This is a genomic window from Agromyces sp. NPDC060279, assembly GCF_042726785.1.
Taxonomy (GTDB): domain Bacteria; phylum Actinomycetota; class Actinomycetes; order Actinomycetales; family Microbacteriaceae; genus Agromyces.
The window spans coordinates 1,235,024-1,252,872 of the sequence record NZ_JBHXBK010000001.1 but is presented as its reverse complement, the minus strand read 5'-3'; the positions used below and the strand labels follow the sequence as shown (position 1 = coordinate 1,252,872).

Genomic DNA, 17,849 nt, shown 5'->3' with positions numbered 1-17,849 from the left:
CTGTCAGGGGCGCCCGCTTCCCCCGTCGCGCATGCGACCCCGTCGCGCGAGCGACCACCCGTCGCCACCGCGACCCGAGACGGAGCTTCGATGCCACCCCTCCTCAAGATGATCGGCAAACGCCTGCTGAGCGCCCTCGTGCTGCTCTGGGGCGTCACGGTCGTGACCTTCCTGCTCGTGAACGTCGTCCCCGGCGACGCCGCCGCGGCGAACCTCTCGCAGCAGGCGTACGACGACCCGGAGATCCGGGCCGCCTTCGAGGCCAAGTGGGGCCTCGACCAGCCGATCTGGGTGCAGTACGTGCGCTACCTCGGCAACATCCTGCAGGGCGACCTCGGCACCTCGCAGCAGACGCACCGTCCGGTCGCCGAGGACCTCGGCCAGTACGTGCCGGCGACGATCGAGATCGCGCTGCCGGCCATGGCCCTCGCCATCGTGATCGCGGTCGGCCTCGGCATGCTCGCCGCGATGCGCAAGAACCGCCCGACCGACACCGGCATCCGCAGCGCCGCCCTCGTCGGCCTCTCCACCCCGCCGTTCTGGCTCGCGCTCGTCGCGCTCTACGTCTTCTTCTACCTGCTCGGCTGGGTGCCCAACGGCGGCCGGCTCAGCAACATCTACGACCCGCCGCCCGCGGTGACCGGCATGTACACCGTCGACGCGGCCATCGCCGGGCAGTGGGACGTCTTCGGCGACGCGCTCTGGCACCTCGTGCTGCCCGTCGGCATCCTCACCGCGCTCACCGTGTCGGGCCTGCTCCGCTTCGTGCGCTCGGCCATGATCGAGGTGCTGGATGCCGAGTACATCCGTTCGGCGATCGCGAAGGGCCTGCCGCGCCGCATCATCACCTGGCGGCACGTGTTCCGCGCGGGCCTCCTGCCGGTGCTCACCGTCTCGGGCCTCATGCTCGCCTCGCTGCTCGGCGGCGCCGTGCTCGTCGAGCAGGTGCTGTCGTGGCCCGGCCTCGGCCAGTACGCCTACAAGAGCGCCATCTCGCTCGACCTGCAGGCGATCCTCGGCGTGACCCTGTTCATCGCGGTCGTCTACACCCTCATCAACCTCCTCGTCGACGTGCTCTACAGCGTCATCGACCCGAGGATCGGAGCGAAATGACCATCCTGCCCTCCGACCGGGTCGCCGTCTCGCGCGCCTCGCGCTTCCGGCGCGACCGCCTGCGCGTCGGCGGCAGCCTCGGCACGGGGTCGTTCTGGCGACCGCTCACCGTGGTCTCCCTCGGCATCATCGTGCTCTGGTGCCTGCTCGCGGCCTTCGCGCCGTGGGTGGCGCCCTACGACCCGCTCGAGACCGTCGGCGACAACCTGCAGCCGCCGTCCGGCGCGCACTGGATGGGCACCGACGACCTCGGCCGCGACGTGCTCAGCCGGCTCATCTGGGGCTCGCGCCTCTCGCTGCCGCTCGCGGTCGCCATCGTCGCGTGCTCGCTCCTCGTCGGCGGCATCGTCGGCCTCGCCGCCGGCTACTTCGGCAAGGCCGTCGACAACGTCGCGATGCGGCTCGCCGACCTCGTGCTCGCGTTCCCGCAGATCATCCTCGCGATGGCGGTCGCCGCGGCCTTCGGCCCGAGCGTCGGCAACGCGGTGCTCGCACTCGTCATCGTGTCGTGGCCGCTCTACGCGCGCATCATCCGCAGCTCGGTGCTGAGCGTGCGCGAGCAGGAGTACGTCGTCGCCGGCCGGATGCTCGGCCTGCCGACGCTCCGTTCGATCGTGAAGGACGTCATCCCGAACAGCGCCGGCCCCGCCCTCGTCATGTCGACGATCGAGCTCGGCAACGCCATCCTCATGCTCGCCGCCCTGTCGTTCCTCGGCCTCGGCCCGCGGCCGCCGGCCGCCGAGTGGGGCGCGATGATCGCGCTCGGCTCGCAGAACCTCGGCAACTGGTGGGTGAGCCTGTTCCCCGGCCTCGCCATCCTCACGATCGTGATGGCCTTCAACCTCCTGGGCGACGCCATCCAGGACCACCTCGACCCCCGGTCGCGGAATGCGAGGACGCGATGACGACCGCAGCCGACCCCCTGCTCTCCATCGAGGGCCTCTCGGTGACCATGCCGACCCCGTCGGGGCCGGTCGAGCTCGTGCACCGCACCGACATCGAGATCGGCGAGGGCGAGATCGTCGGCCTCGCCGGCGAGAGCGGCTCGGGCAAGACGATGACCGCTTCGGCGATCATGGGCATCCTGCCGCCCGGCGCGCGCGCCGGCGGCCGGATCATGTTCGAGGGCCGCGACCTGCTCTCGCTGAGCCGCGCCGAGCTCGACACGGTGCGCGGCAACCGCATCGCGATCGTGTTCCAGGACCCCTCGGCGGCGCTGCACCCGCTGCTCACGATCGGCACGCAGCTCACCGAGCACCTGATCCACCACAAGGGCGTCACGAAGAAGCAGGCGAACGCCCGCGCGGTCGAGCTGCTCGACCTCGTGCGCATCCGCGACCCGCACCACGCGGTCAAGGCGTTCCCGCACCAGTTCTCGGGCGGCATGCGCCAGCGCGCGGCGATCGCCATCGCGCTCGCCTGCGAGCCGCGGCTGCTCATCGCCGACGAGCCGACGACGGCGCTCGACGTGACGGTGCAGGCCGGCATCCTGCGGCTCTTCGACCGGCTCGCCCGGGAGACCGGGGTCTCGATGCTCTTCATCACCCACGACCTCGGCGTCATGAACTCGATCGCCGACCGCACCTACGTGTTCAAGGACGGCACCGTCGTGGAGTCGGGCGTCACCACCACCATCCTGAACGAGCCGAGCCACGAGTACACGAAGGCGCTCATCGCCTCGCGCGCGCAGTCGCTCGCCGAGGAGCGCGTGCAGCAGGAGGCCCGCCCATGACCGCCAACGTGCTCGAACTCGAGGACATCGTCGTCACCCACCGCCGCAGCGGCGGCCCGGCGGTGCAGGCCGTCCGCGGGGTCTCGCTGACCGTGGCGCCCGGCCAGGTCGTCGGGCTCGTCGGCGAGTCGGGCTGCGGCAAGTCGTCGCTCGCCCGGGTCGCCTGCGGCATCCACGCCCCCACCTCGGGCGCGGTGCGCTTCGAGGGCGCGCCGCTGGAACCGCTCCGGATGCGGCAGCGGCCCGCCGCCGACCGCAAGCTGCAGATGGTGTTCCAGAACCCCTACGCCTCGCTGAGCCCGCGCCGCACGATCGCGAGCCAGCTGCTCGACGGCGTGACGGAGCCGATCCCGCGGGAGCAGCGGGCGGCGGAGGTCGCGCGGCTCCTGGAGCTCGTCGGCCTCGACGCGACGGCGGGCAGCCGCTACCCCTCGCAGTTCTCCGGGGGGCAGCGGCAGCGGCTCGCGATCGCCCGCGCCCTCGCCGCGAAGCCGAGCCTCGTCGTCGCCGACGAGCCGGTGACCGCCCTCGACGCCTTCTCCTCGGCGCAGATCGTGCAGCTGCTGCAGTCGCTCGTGCGGGAGCTCGGCATGGGGATGCTCTTCATCTCCCACGACCTCTCCCTCGTGCGCGCCATCGCCGACGAGACCGCGGTGATGTACGCCGGCGAGATCGTGGAGCGCGGCCCGAGCGAGCAGCTCTGGGAGCGGCCGACGCATCCCTACACGAAGACCCTCATCGCCGCGATCCCCGAGATCGGACCCGTCAAGAAGCTGCCGGGCCTCGACGAGGACGTCGTCGAGCCGGCAGCGGCCGGCGTCGACGCGGCAGCCACGAACGGAGCATCAGCATGACCAGCGCGACCACCGCCCCCACCCTGCTCGTCGGGGCCCGGATCTTCACCGGCACGGATGCCGAGCTCCTCGACGGCGCCGCGGTGCTCGTGGCCGCCGACGGCCGCATCGCGGCGGTCGGCCCCGAGGCGGAGCTCCGCGCCCGCCCCGACGCCGCCGACGCCCGCGTCGTCGAGCTCGCCGGCCGGGTGCTGAGCCCCGGCCTCGTGAACATGCACGTGCACCTCGGCCTCGCCCTGCCCGGCACGGCGGGCGCCGCGATCGCGAGCAAGTCGGACCCCGACCTGCTCCTCGTGATGGCCGACGGCGCGAAGCGCACGCTGCAGGCGGGCGTCACGACCACCCGTCTCGTCGGCGAGAGCCGCTACCTCGACTTCGCGCTGCGCCGCGGCATCGACGCGGGCATCGTGCCGGGCCCGCGCATCTTCACCGCCGGCCACGCGCTCTGCTGCACGGGCGGCCACGGCTGGGACTCCGACGCCCTCGAGGGCGACGGTGCCGACGAGCTGCGCCGGCTCGCCCGGCTGCAGATCCGGCACGGGGCCGACCTCATGAAGGTCTGCATCTCGGGCGGCATCGCCGGCGAGCACGAGCAGATCGACACCCCGCAGCTCACCGACGAGGAGATGGCCTCCATCATCCAGGTCGCCCACGACTGGGGCCGCAAGGTCACCGCGCACGTCGGCCCCTCGGAGACGCTGCGCCGCGCGATCGAGCTCGGCCTCGACTGCGTCGAGCACGGCTACCAGCTCACGCGGGAGATCACCGAGCTCATGGCCGAGCGCGGCGTCTGGTACGTGCCGACCATCACGGTGAGCCGCTGCGAGGAGTTCTTCGACGCGCAGGGCGTGCCCGCGTGGATGAAGGAGCGCGCGCTCGGCGCGGGCCCCCGGCACTGGGAGAGCCTGCAGCACGCCATCGCGAGCGGCGTGCCGATCGCGATGGGCACGGACATGCCGCCGGCCGCCGACTTCGACGGCACGACGGCCACGGTCCGCGAGATGGAGTTCATGGTGGAGGCCGGGATGACGGACCTCGACGTGATGCGCTCGGCGACCGGGCGGGCGGCGGAGCTCCTCGGCGCGCCCGGCATCGGCGTCATCGAGCCCGGCGCCCACGCCGACTTCATCGTCACGGACGAGGACCCGACGCGCGACATCTCCGCGCTGCGCGGCATCGACTGGGTCATGAAGGACGGCGTCGTCGTACGAGACGACCGGGCCGGCGCCCGATGACGGATCACGCCACCGTCCGCTCCGTCGCCGACGCGCACCTCGCCGCGCTCGCCGAGCACGAGCCCGCCGCCGCGCAGGCGCTCGGCCGGGGCGCCGCCGCGCGCCTCGCGGATTACGGCCCCGAGTGGGCGGAGGAGCGCCGGGCGCTGCTCGGCCGCACCGCCGCCGCCCTGGCCGCGCTGCCCGCCGAGGAGCGCGCCGCCGACGCCGCCCTCGACGCCGCGCTCGCGGAACGCGCCGCGAGCGAGGCCGAGCTCTTCGACACCGGCTTCACCGCGCGGCTGCTGGCCCCGCTCGCCTCGCCCGTGCAGGAGATCCGGGAGCGCTTCGACGACGTCACCGTCACGGACGACGAGGCGGGCGACGCGGTCATCGAACGGCTCGCCTCCGTCGAGCCCGCCCTCGGCGAGTTCCGCCGCCGCCTCGAGTGGGCGCGCGACGCCGGCCGCGCCGGCCGGTTCAGCGGATCGGGGGTCGCGGCGGCGCGTCAGCTCGAGGTCGTCGCGGGGCAGATCGACACCTGGATCGACCCGGCCGGACTCGACTACTTCTCCCGCATCTCGGCCGCGCCGCTGAGCGGGTCGCGCGCCGCGGCCCTCGCGCGCGCCGGCGAGCGGGCGACGCGCGCCTTCGGCGAGCTGAGCGGATGGCTCCGCACCGAGCTGCTGCCGAGCGCCCCCGTCGAGGACGCCGTCGGCGAGCACGTCTACCGCCAGATCGCGCAGAGCTTCCTCGGCACCCGGCTCGACCTCGACGAGGTGTACGACTACGGCTGGTCGGAGCTCGAGCGGCTCCTCGGCGAGGCCCGGCGCCTCGCCGCGATCGTGCTCGGCGACGGCGCGGGAGCCGGCACCGGCTCCGACGACACCGGGGCGGTGCGCGCCGCGGCGCGCCTGCTCGACGCCGACCCGCGGTACCGGGTCGCGGGGCACGAGCGCATCGTCGCCTGGCTGCAGGACCGCCTCGAGGACACCTTCGCCCGCGTCGACGGCGTCGCCTTCGACCTGCCCCGGGCCATCCGCGAGGTCGACGTCGTCGTGCCGACCGCCGCGAGCGGCGTCGTCTACTACACCCCCGGCGCCCCCGACGGCTCCGTGCGCAGCAAGATCGTCTGGACCATCCCCGAGGGCGCCGAGGCGATCGGCACCTGGCAGGAGGTCACGAGCTTCCACCACGAGGGCGTGCCCGGGCACCACCTCGAGCACACCATCAACCGCAGCAACGCGGGCCTGCACCCGTGGCAGCGCTACCTGTGCGAGATCCACGGCTACGCCGAGGGCTGGGCGCACTACTCCGAGCAGCTGTCCGACTCGATCGGCCTGCTGCGCGACCCCGCCGAGCAGCTCGGGATGGTGCTCGGCCAGATCTGGCGCGCGGTGCGGATCGTCGTCGACCTCGGCCTGCACACCGGCCGCGAGCTGCGGCCGAACCCGCTCGGCGCGACCGGCCGGTGGACGCCCGAGCTCGGCCGCCGCTTCCTCACCGAACTCGCCCTCGTCGACCCCAGGACGGCCGGCTTCGAGGTCGACCGCTACCTCGCCTGGCCGGGGCAGGCGCTCGCCTTCAAGGTGGGCGCGAAGCTCTGGACCGAGGCGCGGGCGAGCGCCGAGGCATCCGGGATCGCCGCCAAGGACTTCCACCACCGAGCGCTGTCCTACGGCCCCATGGGCCTCGGCCCGCTCCAGCACCTGCTCACCACCGAATCGACGGACCGACCATGACCTCTGCCTCCCTCGACGACTTCGTCGTCGCCCTCTACCGCGACCTCGGCGACCGCGCCGCCTTCGACGCCCGCCTCGACCCCGCGGTGACCGTGTGGGAGACGCCGTGGCCGACGCTCATGCGCGGCATCGCCGAGCTCGACGAACTGCGCGGCCCCGCCGTCGCGCCCGAGGACCGCGCCGAGCCGCTGCCCGCCGTGCGCCCCGTCGAGATCGTCAGCGACGACTTCGGCGACGGCACCGGCCTCGTGCGCTACGTGCTCGAGGTGCGCGACCCGGCCGACGGCCGGCTGCTCGAACGGGTGCGGGTCACCGACGTGCTCCGCGACGGCGACGAGGGCTGGCGCATCGTGCACCACCACGCGCAGGACCTGCCCGCCGACGGCGCGAACTGAGAGGACGAGGAAGATGGATCGCACGAGCGTCGACTGGCACGGCTACATCCCGGCCATCACGACCCCGTTCACCCGGGACGGCGACTTCGACGTCGCCGCCTTCGAGGGGCAGATGGGCTGGCTCGCCGACGAGGGCATGCACGGCGTCATCCTCGCCGGGACCTCGGGTGAATGGTTCAGCCTCAACGAGGACGAGCGGGCCGAACTGTTCACGCAGGGCGCCCGGCTCGGCGCCGGCATGCGCGTGCTCGGCGGCTGCAACGCCTTCACCGCGGCCGAGGCGATCCGGCACGCCCGCGCCGCCGAGCGGGCCGGGCTCGACGGCATCCTGCTCACCCCGCCGCCCTACCTCGTGCCGAGCCGCGCCGAGATCGTCGAGTTCTACCGCGAGGTCGCCGCCGGCACCGAGCTGCCGATCTGCGTCTACAACTGGCCCCGCGGCTGCATCGTCGACCTCGACGTGGACACCCTCGGCGAACTCGCCGAGATCGACAACGTCGTGGCGATCAAGAACTCCACGGGGAACTTCGCCGGCTTCCTCGCGGGCCTCTACGCCCTCGGCGACCGGGTGCGCTACTTCGGCATCCCGACGAGCGAGCTCGGCGCCGACCTCGCCGCCCTCGGCCGCGGCGACGGCCTGATGGGCTCCGGCGCCCCGCTCGGCCGCGACCACCCCGACTTCTGGAACGCGCTCGCCGCCGGCGAGCGCGAGCGCGCCATCGAGCTCGGCGCCCGCGACCGGGTCGTCATGACCCGGTGGTTCGGCCCCGACTACGGCGCGAAGTTCGGCAACCAGCAGGCGATCATGAAGACGGCGCTGCGCCTCCGCGGCGTCTCGGCCGGCTACGTCCGGCGCCCCCTCCTCGAGCTCGACGACGCGCAGGTCTCGATCGTCCGCTCGACCCTCGAGGACCTGGGGATCGCGACCGTTCCACTCTCGTGAGCGAGCGATACGACAGCATCGTCGTCGGCGGCGGACTGCTCGGCGCCGCGCTCGCCTGGATGCTCGCCCGCGAGGGCGCCAGGGTGGCGCTCCTCGAACGCGACCAGCTGAACCAGCACGCCTCCGGCCAGAACGCGGGCAGCCTGCACTTCCAGCTCGAGTACCGCATGGTCGAGCACGGCTGGGAGTCGGCGCGCACCGCCGCCGAGGCGATGCCGCTGCACCTCGAGGCCGCCCGCGAGTGGGCGGCGCTCGGCGACGAGCTCGGCGAATCGCTCGGGGTTGCCCAGCAGGGCGGCTTCATGCTCGCCGAGACGGCCGAGCAGGTGGAGGTGCTGCGGCGCAAGACCGCGCTGGAGCAGGAGTGGGGCCTCGACGTGCGCCTCCTCGACGGCGAGGAGGCCCGCCGCCTCGCCCCGTACCTCTCCGACTCGGTGCTCGCCGCCGCGTTCTGCCCGCTCGAAGGCAAGGCCGATACCCGCATCGCCGGTCCGGCGCTCGCCCGCGGCGCGCTGCGGCTCGGCGCCGAGGTGCGCACCCGCACCGAGGTCGTCGACCTGGTGCCCGCCGGCTCCGGCTGGGCGGTGCACGCGGTCGAGCGCAGCGAGGCGGGGGAGCGGAGGCTCCGCCTGGAGGCCGACACGGTGATGCTCGCCGCCGGGGTCTGGACGACGCGGCTCGGGCAGCTGCTCGACGTCTCGCTGCCGACCATCCCGCTCGCGCTCATGATGAGCGTCAGCGCCCCGACCGCGCCGTTCGTGCCGCACCTCGTGCAGCACGCCGGCACGAAGCTCTCCCTGAAGCAGACCGGCAACGGCACCGTGCTCATCGGCGGCGGCTGGCCCGCCCGCCTGCCGCTCGCCGCCGACGGCACGCCCGACCTGGAGAGCCGGCCGACGTTGCTGCAGTCCTCCCTCGTCGGCAACGCCGCCGCCGCGATCGGCGTCGTGCCGCGCACCGCCTCGCTGCCGATCGTGCGCAGCTGGGTCGGCACGACGACCGTCACCCCCGACCAGCTGCCGCTCGTCGGGCAGGTGCCCGGCCGGCCCGGGGTGTTCGTCGCGACGGGCGGCTCGGCCTTCACCCTCGGGCCGAGCTTCGCCCGCTCGCTCATCGCCCTCGCCGACGGGCGGACGCCCGGCATCGATCTGCACCCCTACGACCCCGCACGATTCGAAAGGCTGAGCCATGCCCGACGCTGAGGCCACGAGCGGGCGCGCCGCGCGCCTGCCCTCGGAGCGCGGCGAGCCCGCGGAGATCACCGTCGACGGCCGCCCCGTCGGCTGCTTCGCCGGCGAGACCGTCGCCACGGCGATGCTCGCCGCCGGGGTGCCCGCGTTCTCGCACCGCAACGGCGAGCCGCGCATCCCGCTCTGCAACATGGGCACCTGCTTCGAGTGCGGCGTGACCGTCGACGGTGTGCCGTTGACGCGCTCCTGCCTCACCACGGTGCGCGACGGCATGCGCGTCGAGACGAGCGAGCGATGAGCCCCGCCCACGACCTCGTCGTCGTCGGCGCGGGCCCCGCCGGTGCCGCGGCTGCGCTCGCCGCCGCCGACGCCGGCCTCGACGTGCTCCTCGTCGACGAGCAGCGCGCCGCGGGCGGGCAGATCTTCCGCACCACGCCGCCGGAGTTCGGCGGGCGCCGGAAGCTGCCGACCGGCTACCCCTGGGCCGGCGAGCTCCTCGATCGCGCGCGCTCGCACCCGGGCATCGCCTGGCGGCACGGCGCGACCGTGTTCGGCATCCTGCCGGTCGCGGCGGATGCCGCGTCGGCGGATGCCGCGGATGCCTCGGCGGGAGCCGCCCCGGCGGGCTTCGACGTGCTGACGAGCGATCCGGCCGATCCCGCCGGCTCCGGCCGCGTGCGTGCGCGACGGGTGCTCATCGCCTCCGGCGCCTACGACATGCCCGTGGCGATCCCCGGCTGGACGCTGCCCGGCGTGATGATGGCGGGCGCGGTGCAGGGCTTCCTGAAGTCGCAGCGCCTGCGCGTCGCCGACCGCGTCGTGCTGGCCGGCTCCCACCCGCTCCTCCTGATCGTCGCCGACCAGCTGCTCGCGGCCGGGGCTCGGATCGAGGAGGTCGCGATCGCCCGAGGCATGCCCTCGCCCGTCGAGCTGCTGCGGGCGCTGCCCGCCGTGCCCGGTCACGTGCGCCTCCTCGGCGAGCTCGCCGGCTGCGTGCTGCGGCTGCTGCGGGCCGGCGTGCGGATCTCGACCGGCACGGTGCCGACCGAGGTGCTCGGCGACGGTCGCGTGCAGGGGGTGCGGCTCGCCCGCGCCGACCGCGGCTGGCGGCAGACCGGGCCGGCGCGCACGGTCGACGCGGACGCGCTCGTGCTCGGCTACGGCTTCCACCCCTCGACCGAGCTCGCCCGTCAGCTCGGCTGCGGACTCGACTGGGACTCGGCGCAGGGCGGCTGGATCGTCCGCCACGACGCGCAGCTCGAGACGACCGTCCCCGGGGTGCACGTCGCGGGGGAGCCGAGCGGCGTCGCCGGGGCCGAGCAGTCCCGGGCCGAGGGGGAGCTCGCCGGCCTCACGATCGCCGCGGCCCTCGGCCGCCCCGTGTCCGAGCGCGCGCTCGCAGCGGCCCGGCGGCGCATCCGCTCGGCCTCGCGGTTCTCGGGCGTGGTGCAGCGGATATTCGCCCCGCGCCGCGAGGCCCTGCTCGAGCTCGCGACGCCGGCGACGGAGATCTGCCGCTGCGAGACGGTGACGCGGGGCACGATCGACGGTTTCCTCGACGAGAACCCCTTCGCCGGCACCGCGGATGCCGTGAAGCTCGCCTGCCGCAGCGGCATGGGCCCGTGCCAGGGGCGGTACTGCGAGTCGGCGGTGGCCGGTCTGGTCGCGAAGGCGCGCGGCACCGGTGTCGGGCAGGCCGGGCGCTTCGCCGCGCACATCCCGGTGAAGCCGGTGCCGCTGGAGGCCTACGTCGCCCTCGCCGACGACCCCGCCGTGGTTCCCTGAGCCCGTGGTTCCCTGAGCCCGTGGTTCCCTGAGCCCGTGGAAGGGACTCCCACTGGTTCCCTGAGCCCGTCGAAGGGACTCCCACTGGTTCCCTGAGCCCGCGGTTCCCACCCCGCCCAGCGAGCCACCCACCGCGGCAAGCCGTCAGTATTTGCGGGTGCCGGCGCCGACGCACCCGCAAATACTGACGGCAAGCCGGCCGGACCCCGCGCCCAGCTGGCCGGATGTCGCGGGAGGACGGCAGCCACGCCCGCGCGCGCCGGCGTCCGAGGCTGCAGAATGGGCGGGTGACTCGCCGGGGGATCATCCTGTTCGCCGCGCTCGGGATCGCGTGGGGCATCCCCTACCTCTTCATCAAGGTGGCGGTGTCGGAACTCGATCCCGGCATGGTCGTGCTCGCGCGCTCGGGCCTCGCCGCCATCCTGCTGCTGCCGCTCGCGCTCTTCCGCCACCAGGTCTGGCCGGTGCTGAAGCGGTGGAAGCCGATGCTCGCCTACACCCTCGTCGAGATCGTGTTCCCGTGGTACTTCCTGAGCTCCGCCGAGCAGCAGCTGCCGAGCTCAACCGCCGGCCTCCTGCTCGCGGCCGTCCCGCTCGCCGGCGTCGCGATCGCCTTCCTGATGGGCCGTCCGGAGCGCCTCTCGGGGGTGAACTGGCTCGGCATCCTGCTCGGCATGCTCGGCGTCGCCGCGCTCGTCGGCCTCGACGTCGCGGGCTCCGACCTCTTCGCCGTGGCGGAGATGGGCGTCGTGGTGGTGGGCTACGCGCTCGGCCCCGCCATTCTCGCCCGCTGGATGTCCGATCTGCCGGGCATCGGCATCGTCGCCGTCTCGCTCGCGGGAGCCGCCGTCGTGTTCGTGCCGTTCGTGCTGCTCACGGGCGGCGTGCCGACGAGCTGGCCCTCGACCGAGGTCGTGGTCGCGGTGCTCGTGCTCGCCGTGGTCTGCAGCGCGCTCGCGTTCCTGCTGATGGTCGGGCTGATCGCCGAGATCGGTCCGGTGAAGGCGACCACGATCACCTACGTGAACCCGGCGGTCGCGATCGTCGCGGGCGTGCTCGTGCTCGGCGAGCGGGTCACGGTGTGGACGGTCGTCGGCTTCGTCCTCGTGCTGCTCGGTTCCTACCTCGTCACCCGGCATCGACGGGATGCCCCGGTCGGGGAAGCAATCGCGCCGCCCGAGCGTTCCACCTCTGCATGACGACCCTCGGAATCATCGGCGCAGGACACATCGGCAGCCAGATCGCGCGAGCGGCGGTGGCGAACGGCTACGAGGTCGTGATCGCCAACTCGCGCGGCCCGGAGACGCTCGCGGAGCTCGTGGCCGAGCTCGGCCCGCAGGCGCGCGCGGCGACCGCGCAGGAGGCGGCAGCGGCAGCCGACCTCGCGGTCGTGACCGTGCCGTTCAAGGCGTACCCGGCGGTGCCGGTCGAGCCGCTCGCCGGCAAGATCGTGATCGACACGAACAACTACTACTGGGAGCGCGACGGGCACGTCCCCGCGCTCGACGAGGGGCGCGACACCGTCAGCGGCATGCTCCAGGCGCACCTGCCGACGAGCCGCGTCGCGAAGGGCTTCAACCACATCACCGCCGCCGACATCACGACCGAGGGGCGCCCGGCCGGCACCGCGGGTCGCCGCGCGCTCGCCACGGCGAGCGACCACGAGGATGCCGCGGCCGCCGTCGCCCGGCTCTACGACGAGTTCGGCTACGACACGGTCAACGTCGGGCCGCTCGCCGAGAGCTGGCGGGTCGAGCGCGACCAGCCCGCGTACTCGGCGGGCGCGCAGACGCGCGAGGAGCTCGTCACGAACCTCGCGAAGGCCGAGCGCGCCGCGTAGCCGCGTGGCCGAGGGGCCCGCGTCGCCTCGGGGCGCCGAGGCGTCGCGCCGCGAGCTTCAGTCGCGCTGCGGCGCGGCGAGGATGACGAGCGGTGACGTCGGGAAGGCGATCGTCTGAGCGCTCTCGAAGGCGAGCACGACCGCATCGTCGACGACCCGCGCCGTGACGCCGGTCTCGCCGAAGAGCCCCGAGGGGATCTGCCAGCTCTCGGTGCTCTCGCCGGTCTCCGGGTCGATGCGGTTCAGGGCGGCGTCGCCGTTCACGAGGCCGATGCTCAGCGCGTAGAGCTGCCCGTCGGTGCCCACGCTGACGTCCTGCACGGTCGCGCTGAACGGTGCGGGCGGCGTCGTGCGCCAGCGCTCCTCGCCCGTGGCGAGGTCGTAGCCGACGAGGTCGACCGAGCCGCCGTCGGATCCCCTCGCGCCGGTGACGAGCAGATCGCCGACGACCTCGTAGCCGCCGTGGCCGTCGGTGAGCCCGGCCGCGAACTCGACCGGCGTGGCCGGCGAGATCGGTGCCGGCATGCGCCCGGTCTCGGGATCGAGGCGGCCGAGCACCGCGCTGCCGTCGGCGAGCTCGGCGATGGCGAGTACGCCCGGTTCGCGGTCGTCGACGAAGAGGAACGGATCGGATGCGTCGAGCTCGCCGACGCCGAGCGCGGCGTTGCCGTCGATGGTGTCGCCGAACTTCCAGACCACCTCGGCCTCGGCGCCGTCGACCCGGATGCCGTACACGTCGGAGGCGGGCGCGTCGCCGAGCAGCTCGCCGTGCAGCAGGGTCGTGACGAGCAGCCCGGATTCGGGGTCGACGGCGAGCGAGCTCACGTGCGCGCGCCCGCCGTCGTCGTCGGTGAAGGCGCCCAGTTCCTCGCCGTCGAGCACCGGCACCGGCTCGCCGGTCTCGGGATCGAGGAAGCCCAAACCGTGGAACGAGGTGACGAACCACAGCCGGCCGTCGACGGCCGCGGTGCCGGTGACCTGCTCGTAGCTCTTGGTGCCCTGGTATTCCGCTGAGACGAACTCGAAGCCGTCGACCGCCTCGCCGCTCTCGAGGTCGTAGACGACGAAGCGCGAGCAGGGCCCGCCGCCCTCGATGCCGGTGAGCAGCACGAGTCGCTGCTCGGAGAGGAAGTACGGCGCGTCGCACGGACCCCAGTCGGCGGGCCCGCCTGGCGCGGACCAGGCCTCTTCGAGCGTGGCCCGCTCGAAGACGGTGAGCGTGCCGTCGGGTGGGGAGACGACGGCGATCCAATTCTCGGAAACGGAGATGCCGGGCTGCATGATCGGGCTCGTGCTGCGGTCGACGTCGGCGATCTGCGGCGCCTGGTGCACCACCTCGAGCTCACCGGCCGGGAGCGGCGGCGTGCCCGTCGCGGTCGGAGGCGCGCTCGGAGCCGGGCTCGCCGCCGGCGGCGCAGTGCACGCGGTGAGTGCGGCGAGCGCGAGTGCGCACGTCGCGAGTGCAGTGGTGCGAAGCTCCGACATTGTGCCCCCGGTCTGGCATCCCCAGTGCTGACGGGTCTACTGTAGCCCGTTCGGGGGATCAGCGGGCGAGCATCGGGCGCAGCCAGTCGACCACGATCCGGTCGTAGGCGCGGGCGGCGTCGGTCTGCGGCGCGGGGTCGGTGCCCGGCCATTCGGCGAGGGCGTGCTCGACGCCGGGCACGTAGCGCACCTCGGCCTGCTCGAGCCGCTCGAACGCGCGCACCGCGTCGAGGAACGGCGCCTCGTCGGCATCGCCCTCGACGATGAGCAGCGGCGAGCCGAGCTCGCGGAGCTCGTCGGCGCGGGCCACGAAGTCCATGCGGGCGGCGACGGCGCTCGAGGCATCCGTCCAGCGGTAGGGCTCGGGCAGGAACTCGGCCATCGCGTCGACCATCGGTCGCAGCCGCAGCATCGGGTTCACGAGCACGGTGGCGCGGAGCCCGAGTGCCGCGCCGCGGGTGACGGCGACCTCGGCGGCGACGGACGCCCCAGCGGAGCCGCCGAGGACGACGAGGGGCGCCTCGGGGTCGGCGCCGAGCCGTTCGTGGAGCTCGGCGAACGCGGCGGGGAACTCGTCGTTCGCCTGCTCGTGCATGGGGCCGAAGAACTCGGTGACCAGGTCGACGCCGCTGGCGAGGAGCGCCTCGAAGTCGTCGTGCACGGCGCGCGGCCCGCTCAGCGGCAGCCCGAGGCAGACGAGGTGCGCGTCGAGACCGGCGAGCGGGAGCGCGGCGGCCATGGCCGCCGGCGTGTTCGGCGGGTCGAGCAGGTGCCAGGCGACGACGACGGGGGCGCCGGGATGCCTCGCCGCGCGCGCCGTGTAGGGGACACCGCCGCTCGTCGTACCCGAGATCTCGCTCATGGGGCGACGCTACCCGCGGCCGCCGACACCCCTCACCCGTCGTGCACGTCGAGCGAGACGAGCACGGTGTCGCCCTCGCCCACCTGCTCGGCGCGGAGCACCGCCCGCTTCAGCGGTAGCACGTAGACCCCGCCGCTCGGGAAGATCGAGGTGCTCCAGGTGCTGCCGCCGAGGGAGACCGTGACCTTGACGGCCCCGAAGCCGCGGGGCATGCGCGGCTGCTCGGAGATGTCGGCGCTCGGCTCGGGCGGCACATCGACGAAGAACCAGTTGCGCCGGGCCGCCCACTCGTAGATCTCGGCCTCGAATCGGATGCGCATGCGCCGAGCGTAGCGCCCGCCGCCGACGTGCGCCCGCCCCTGCGCCGCACTCGCCCGGCTCGCGCCCCGCGCCGACACCTGACGCGCGCTACTGCGCGGCGGCGAGGATCTGCCGGTGCAGGGCGAGCAGCCCGGCGGTGCGCTCGGCGGGCCCGCGGCCGAAGCCGCACTCGGTGCCGATGCCGAACTCGGCGACGCCCGCGGCGGCGAGCGCCTCGCGCGCGGGGGCGATGCGGGCGAGCGCGCCGTCGATTCCGTCCTCGTGGTGCACGAGCCCGAGGAACGGCGTCGTCCCGGCGGGCAGCGCCCAGCCGGCGAGCGGTGCCGCGTAGGCGGCATCCGTCCGCTCGATCGGCACCGGCAGGTGCACCCAGTCGATGCGCCGGGCGACGGCCGTGCCGAGCGCGTTGGCGACGGCGACGAGGCGGCCGGCATCCTGCGGCTCGACGAAGTGCTTCTCGCCGACGTCGCCGTAGCAGAGGTGGAAGCCGAGCTCCGCGCCCTCCGGCACCGCGTCGGCGAGCTCGGCGGCGAGGCGTGCGACCTCGGCGACGAGCGCGTCGGCCTCGTCGCCGCCGCCGTCGGTGCCGTCCGCGGCTGCGAAGAAGGCCTCGAGGGGGCCGCCCCCGAGGCTGATGCCCTCGAGGTAGGCGAACTCGGTCGCGAGGTCGAGCTGCACGGCCAGGTCTTCCGCCGGGATCGCCGCCGTGATCGCGTGCAGTTCCGCAACGAGCGCCGCGGCGTACGCCGGATACACGGCGGCCCGGTCGGCGGGGGCGACGAAGCTCGTCACCGGGGCGAGCGGCGAGGGCAGGCAGACCTGGAAGCGGGTGCCCGCGGGGATGACGCCCGCCTCCCGCAGCCGCACGAACTCGGCGTGGCTCTCGATCGCGGCGGCTGCATACCCGAGCGGGCCGAACGACAGCTCTGCGGCCGGCACCGTGCCGTCGAGGAGCAGCGGGCGAAGGTCGAAGCCGGCGACGACGATGGGGTCGATGGGCGCGCGCACGAGGCCGGCGACCCGGTCGAACGCGGCGCCCTGGAAGAGGATCCAGTGGAAGCGTTCGCCCACCTCGCCGTCGGGGATGCGGGGTAGCGCCGCTCCGAGCTCGCCCGCTGCGAGGCGGAAGACGGCCTCGGCGGTGGGCTGGTTGACGGATCCGACGAGGTGCGCGCCGGCGACGCGGGGGAGCTGAGGCATCCGTTCAGCCTAGCTCTGCGCAGAGGTCCGAAATCCGCTGCCCGACAGGGCTCCCGCTCGGCGCGGCGCGGCGAGAATGGGGGCATGACCCGCCGCCACGCCACCCTGCCGACCGCGCTCGGCGAGCTGCTCGTCGTCGCGGACGCGGGCGGGATCGCCGGGCTCTACTTCCCGGCGCACTGGCACCCGCCGGCCGCGGGCTCGCTGGGCGCGGGGGTGGATGCCTTGGCCGACCCGCTGCTGACGGAGCTCGCGCGGCAGCTCGACGACTACCTCGCCGGGCGGCGTCGCGACTTCGACGTGCCGATGGAGCCGGCCGGTGACGCGTTCGAGCACCGGGTGTGGGCGATGCTTCGCGAGATCCCGTTCGGGGCGACCACGACGTACGGCGAGCTCGCGCTCCGGCTCGGCGACCGGAACCTCGCCCGCATGGTGGGGCGCGCGGTCGGGCACAACCCGATCAGCATCCTGGTGCCGTGCCACCGGGTCGTCGGCGCCGACGGCTCGCTCACGGGCTATGCGGGCGGGCTCGAGCGCAAGCGCACGCTGCTCGAGCTCGAGGGCGCCGAGGTGGTGGCGCAGCGGCGGCTGTTCTGAGCGGTCCGGGCGTTGGCACTCTCCCGGGTCGAGTGCTAATCTGGGAGTGTTGAGTCGATGCGACTCAACTCTGAAACCTCGGGCCGCAGACCCGCGGCCCGCACGAGTGAGAGGAGACGCCCATGGCACTGACCTGGGACCCGTTCCGCGACCTCGACCGGCTCGCGGCGACCATGCTCGACTCGCGGCAGGGGCCGCGCATGATGCCCATCGACCTGCATCGCGACGGCGATCACTACGTGCTCTCCGCCGACCTTCCGGGCGTCGACCCGGGCTCGATCGACATCGACATCGACGGACAGCTGCTGACCATCCGCGCCGAGCGCACGCTCCGCGGCGACGAGGGCGTGAAGTGGCTCGCGCACGAGCGGCCGAGCGGCTCGTTCCTCCGCCAGCTCAGCGTGGGCGAGGGCATCGACACGGCATCGATCAGCGCGCACTACGACAATGGCGTGCTGAGCGTGCTGCTGCCGGTGTCCGAGCGCGCGAAGCCGCGCAAGGTCGAGGTCCGCCAAGGTGCCGGCGCGGACGCGCCCAAGGAGGTCGCGGCGAGCTGAGCCGCGAACGGCGACAGGC

At 73.9% G+C, this 17,849-nt stretch carries 19 protein-coding genes; 15 read left to right on the top strand and 4 right to left on the bottom strand.

Annotated elements, in window-relative coordinates; all coding sequences use genetic code 11:
• Positions 1 to 90: 90 nt before the first annotated feature.
• The 13 genes from ACFWE1_RS05925 to ACFWE1_RS05865 all read left to right on the top strand — a co-directional run bounded on the left by ACFWE1_RS05925 (position 91) and on the right by ACFWE1_RS05865 (position 12,808).
• Entirely contained in the window at positions 91 to 1,113 is a 1,023-nt protein-coding gene (locus tag ACFWE1_RS05925; protein WP_189083475.1) for an ABC transporter permease, read from the top strand.
• Entirely contained in the window at positions 1,110 to 2,018 is a 909-nt protein-coding gene (locus ACFWE1_RS05920; RefSeq protein WP_189083476.1) for an ABC transporter permease, read from the top strand. The genes ACFWE1_RS05925 and ACFWE1_RS05920 overlap by 4 nt, the downstream gene beginning before the upstream one ends.
• Positions 2,015 to 2,845 carry an ABC transporter ATP-binding protein gene (locus ACFWE1_RS05915; RefSeq protein WP_189083477.1) on the top strand — a complete coding sequence of 277 codons (831 nt, stop codon included), beginning with the start codon at positions 2,015 to 2,017 and terminating at the stop codon, positions 2,843 to 2,845. The genes ACFWE1_RS05920 and ACFWE1_RS05915 overlap by 4 nt, the downstream gene beginning before the upstream one ends.
• On the top strand, positions 2,842 to 3,699 hold the full coding sequence (locus tag ACFWE1_RS05910) for an ABC transporter ATP-binding protein (protein WP_376932546.1): 858 nt from the start codon (positions 2,842 to 2,844) through the stop codon (positions 3,697 to 3,699). The genes ACFWE1_RS05915 and ACFWE1_RS05910 overlap by 4 nt, the downstream gene beginning before the upstream one ends.
• On the top strand, positions 3,696 to 4,934 hold the full coding sequence (locus ACFWE1_RS05905; RefSeq protein ID WP_376932545.1) for an amidohydrolase family protein: 1,239 nt from the start codon (positions 3,696 to 3,698) through the stop codon (positions 4,932 to 4,934). Before ACFWE1_RS05910 ends, ACFWE1_RS05905 begins: the two co-directional genes overlap by 4 nt.
• On the top strand, positions 4,931 to 6,655 hold the full coding sequence (locus ACFWE1_RS05900; RefSeq protein ID WP_376932544.1) for a DUF885 domain-containing protein: 1,725 nt from the start codon (positions 4,931 to 4,933) through the stop codon (positions 6,653 to 6,655). The genes ACFWE1_RS05905 and ACFWE1_RS05900 overlap by 4 nt, the downstream gene beginning before the upstream one ends.
• Positions 6,652 to 7,050 (top strand): nuclear transport factor 2 family protein, encoded by a 399-nt coding sequence (locus ACFWE1_RS05895; RefSeq protein ID WP_376932543.1) that lies wholly within the window; start codon positions 6,652 to 6,654, stop codon positions 7,048 to 7,050. The genes ACFWE1_RS05900 and ACFWE1_RS05895 overlap by 4 nt, the downstream gene beginning before the upstream one ends.
• A gap of 13 nt (positions 7,051 to 7,063) precedes the next feature.
• Positions 7,064 to 7,993: a dihydrodipicolinate synthase family protein gene (locus tag ACFWE1_RS05890; protein ID WP_376932542.1), complete on the top strand. Its 930-nt coding sequence runs from the start codon at positions 7,064 to 7,066 to the stop codon at positions 7,991 to 7,993.
• Positions 7,990 to 9,195, top strand: a complete 1,206-nt coding sequence (locus tag ACFWE1_RS05885) for an NAD(P)/FAD-dependent oxidoreductase (RefSeq protein ID WP_376932541.1) — start codon at positions 7,990 to 7,992, stop codon at positions 9,193 to 9,195. The genes ACFWE1_RS05890 and ACFWE1_RS05885 overlap by 4 nt, the downstream gene beginning before the upstream one ends.
• Positions 9,182 to 9,481: a (2Fe-2S)-binding protein gene (locus ACFWE1_RS05880; RefSeq protein ID WP_243570549.1), complete on the top strand. Its 300-nt coding sequence runs from the start codon at positions 9,182 to 9,184 to the stop codon at positions 9,479 to 9,481. The genes ACFWE1_RS05885 and ACFWE1_RS05880 overlap by 14 nt, the downstream gene beginning before the upstream one ends.
• Entirely contained in the window at positions 9,478 to 10,968 is a 1,491-nt protein-coding gene (locus tag ACFWE1_RS05875; RefSeq protein ID WP_376932540.1) for an NAD(P)/FAD-dependent oxidoreductase, read from the top strand. Before ACFWE1_RS05880 ends, ACFWE1_RS05875 begins: the two co-directional genes overlap by 4 nt.
• Before the next feature lie 287 nt (positions 10,969 to 11,255).
• A complete protein-coding gene (locus ACFWE1_RS05870) occupies positions 11,256 to 12,167 on the top strand; it encodes a DMT family transporter (protein WP_376932539.1) in 912 nt (303 codons plus the stop codon).
• Positions 12,164 to 12,808 (top strand): NADPH-dependent F420 reductase, encoded by a 645-nt coding sequence (locus ACFWE1_RS05865; protein ID WP_376932538.1) that lies wholly within the window; start codon positions 12,164 to 12,166, stop codon positions 12,806 to 12,808. The genes ACFWE1_RS05870 and ACFWE1_RS05865 overlap by 4 nt, the downstream gene beginning before the upstream one ends.
• Positions 12,809 to 12,865: 57 nt before the next feature.
• Here ACFWE1_RS05865 and ACFWE1_RS05860 read toward each other — a convergent pair whose 3' ends face one another.
• From ACFWE1_RS05860 to ACFWE1_RS05845, 4 genes are all read right to left on the bottom strand, one after another.
• Positions 12,866 to 14,293, bottom strand: coding sequence for a PQQ-binding-like beta-propeller repeat protein (locus ACFWE1_RS05860; RefSeq protein WP_376932537.1), 1,428 nt, complete (start codon positions 14,291 to 14,293; stop codon positions 12,866 to 12,868).
• 58 nt (positions 14,294 to 14,351) lie between these two features.
• Positions 14,352 to 15,155: an alpha/beta hydrolase family protein gene (locus tag ACFWE1_RS05855; RefSeq protein ID WP_376932536.1), complete on the bottom strand. Its 804-nt coding sequence runs from the start codon at positions 15,153 to 15,155 to the stop codon at positions 14,352 to 14,354.
• Between the two features lie 32 nt (positions 15,156 to 15,187).
• Complete coding sequence (locus tag ACFWE1_RS05850) at positions 15,188 to 15,475, bottom strand: DUF1905 domain-containing protein (protein WP_243570554.1); 288 nt, start codon at positions 15,473 to 15,475, stop codon at positions 15,188 to 15,190.
• A gap of 88 nt (positions 15,476 to 15,563) precedes the next feature.
• Complete coding sequence (locus tag ACFWE1_RS05845) at positions 15,564 to 16,676, bottom strand: hypothetical protein (protein WP_376932535.1); 1,113 nt, start codon at positions 16,674 to 16,676, stop codon at positions 15,564 to 15,566.
• Positions 16,677 to 16,760: 84 nt separating this feature from the next.
• Between ACFWE1_RS05845 and ACFWE1_RS05840 the strand changes: the two genes are divergently transcribed.
• Both ACFWE1_RS05840 and ACFWE1_RS05835 read left to right on the top strand, forming a co-directional pair.
• The gene (locus ACFWE1_RS05840; RefSeq protein ID WP_376932534.1) at positions 16,761 to 17,273 is read left to right on the top strand and encodes a methylated-DNA--[protein]-cysteine S-methyltransferase; all 513 of its coding nucleotides are present in this window, start codon (positions 16,761 to 16,763) and stop codon (positions 17,271 to 17,273) included.
• A 122-nt stretch (positions 17,274 to 17,395) separates the two neighbouring features.
• On the top strand, positions 17,396 to 17,830 hold the full coding sequence (locus ACFWE1_RS05835; RefSeq protein WP_376932533.1) for an Hsp20/alpha crystallin family protein: 435 nt from the start codon (positions 17,396 to 17,398) through the stop codon (positions 17,828 to 17,830).
• The last annotated feature ends 19 nt before the right edge of the window (positions 17,831 to 17,849 follow it).

Excerpts from the sequence above, each read along its gene's own strand:
- ACFWE1_RS05840 (WP_376932534.1), top strand. The coding sequence starts at position 16,761 with ATGACCCGCCGCCACGCCACCCTGCCGACCGCGCTCGGCGAGCTGCTC.
- ACFWE1_RS05855 (WP_376932536.1), bottom strand. The coding sequence starts at position 15,155 with ATGAGCGAGATCTCGGGTACGACGAGCGGCGGTGTCCCCTACACGGCG.
- ACFWE1_RS05915 (WP_189083477.1), top strand. The coding sequence starts at position 2,015 with ATGACGACCGCAGCCGACCCCCTGCTCTCCATCGAGGGCCTCTCGGTG.
- ACFWE1_RS05835 (WP_376932533.1), top strand. The coding sequence starts at position 17,396 with ATGGCACTGACCTGGGACCCGTTCCGCGACCTCGACCGGCTCGCGGCG.
- ACFWE1_RS05900 (WP_376932544.1), top strand. The coding sequence starts at position 4,931 with ATGACGGATCACGCCACCGTCCGCTCCGTCGCCGACGCGCACCTCGCC.
- ACFWE1_RS05890 (WP_376932542.1), top strand. The coding sequence starts at position 7,064 with ATGGATCGCACGAGCGTCGACTGGCACGGCTACATCCCGGCCATCACG.
- ACFWE1_RS05895 (WP_376932543.1), top strand. The coding sequence starts at position 6,652 with ATGACCTCTGCCTCCCTCGACGACTTCGTCGTCGCCCTCTACCGCGAC.
- ACFWE1_RS05860 (WP_376932537.1), bottom strand. The coding sequence starts at position 14,293 with ATGTCGGAGCTTCGCACCACTGCACTCGCGACGTGCGCACTCGCGCTC.
- ACFWE1_RS05845 (WP_376932535.1), bottom strand. The coding sequence starts at position 16,676 with ATGCCTCAGCTCCCCCGCGTCGCCGGCGCGCACCTCGTCGGATCCGTC.
- ACFWE1_RS05880 (WP_243570549.1), top strand. The coding sequence starts at position 9,182 with ATGCCCGACGCTGAGGCCACGAGCGGGCGCGCCGCGCGCCTGCCCTCG.
- ACFWE1_RS05850 (WP_243570554.1), bottom strand. The coding sequence starts at position 15,475 with ATGCGCATCCGATTCGAGGCCGAGATCTACGAGTGGGCGGCCCGGCGC.
- ACFWE1_RS05875 (WP_376932540.1), top strand. The coding sequence starts at position 9,478 with ATGAGCCCCGCCCACGACCTCGTCGTCGTCGGCGCGGGCCCCGCCGGT.
- ACFWE1_RS05925 (WP_189083475.1), top strand. The coding sequence starts at position 91 with ATGCCACCCCTCCTCAAGATGATCGGCAAACGCCTGCTGAGCGCCCTC.
- ACFWE1_RS05920 (WP_189083476.1), top strand. The coding sequence starts at position 1,110 with ATGACCATCCTGCCCTCCGACCGGGTCGCCGTCTCGCGCGCCTCGCGC.
- ACFWE1_RS05905 (WP_376932545.1), top strand. The coding sequence starts at position 3,696 with ATGACCAGCGCGACCACCGCCCCCACCCTGCTCGTCGGGGCCCGGATC.
- ACFWE1_RS05910 (WP_376932546.1), top strand. The coding sequence starts at position 2,842 with ATGACCGCCAACGTGCTCGAACTCGAGGACATCGTCGTCACCCACCGC.
- ACFWE1_RS05865 (WP_376932538.1), top strand. The coding sequence starts at position 12,164 with ATGACGACCCTCGGAATCATCGGCGCAGGACACATCGGCAGCCAGATC.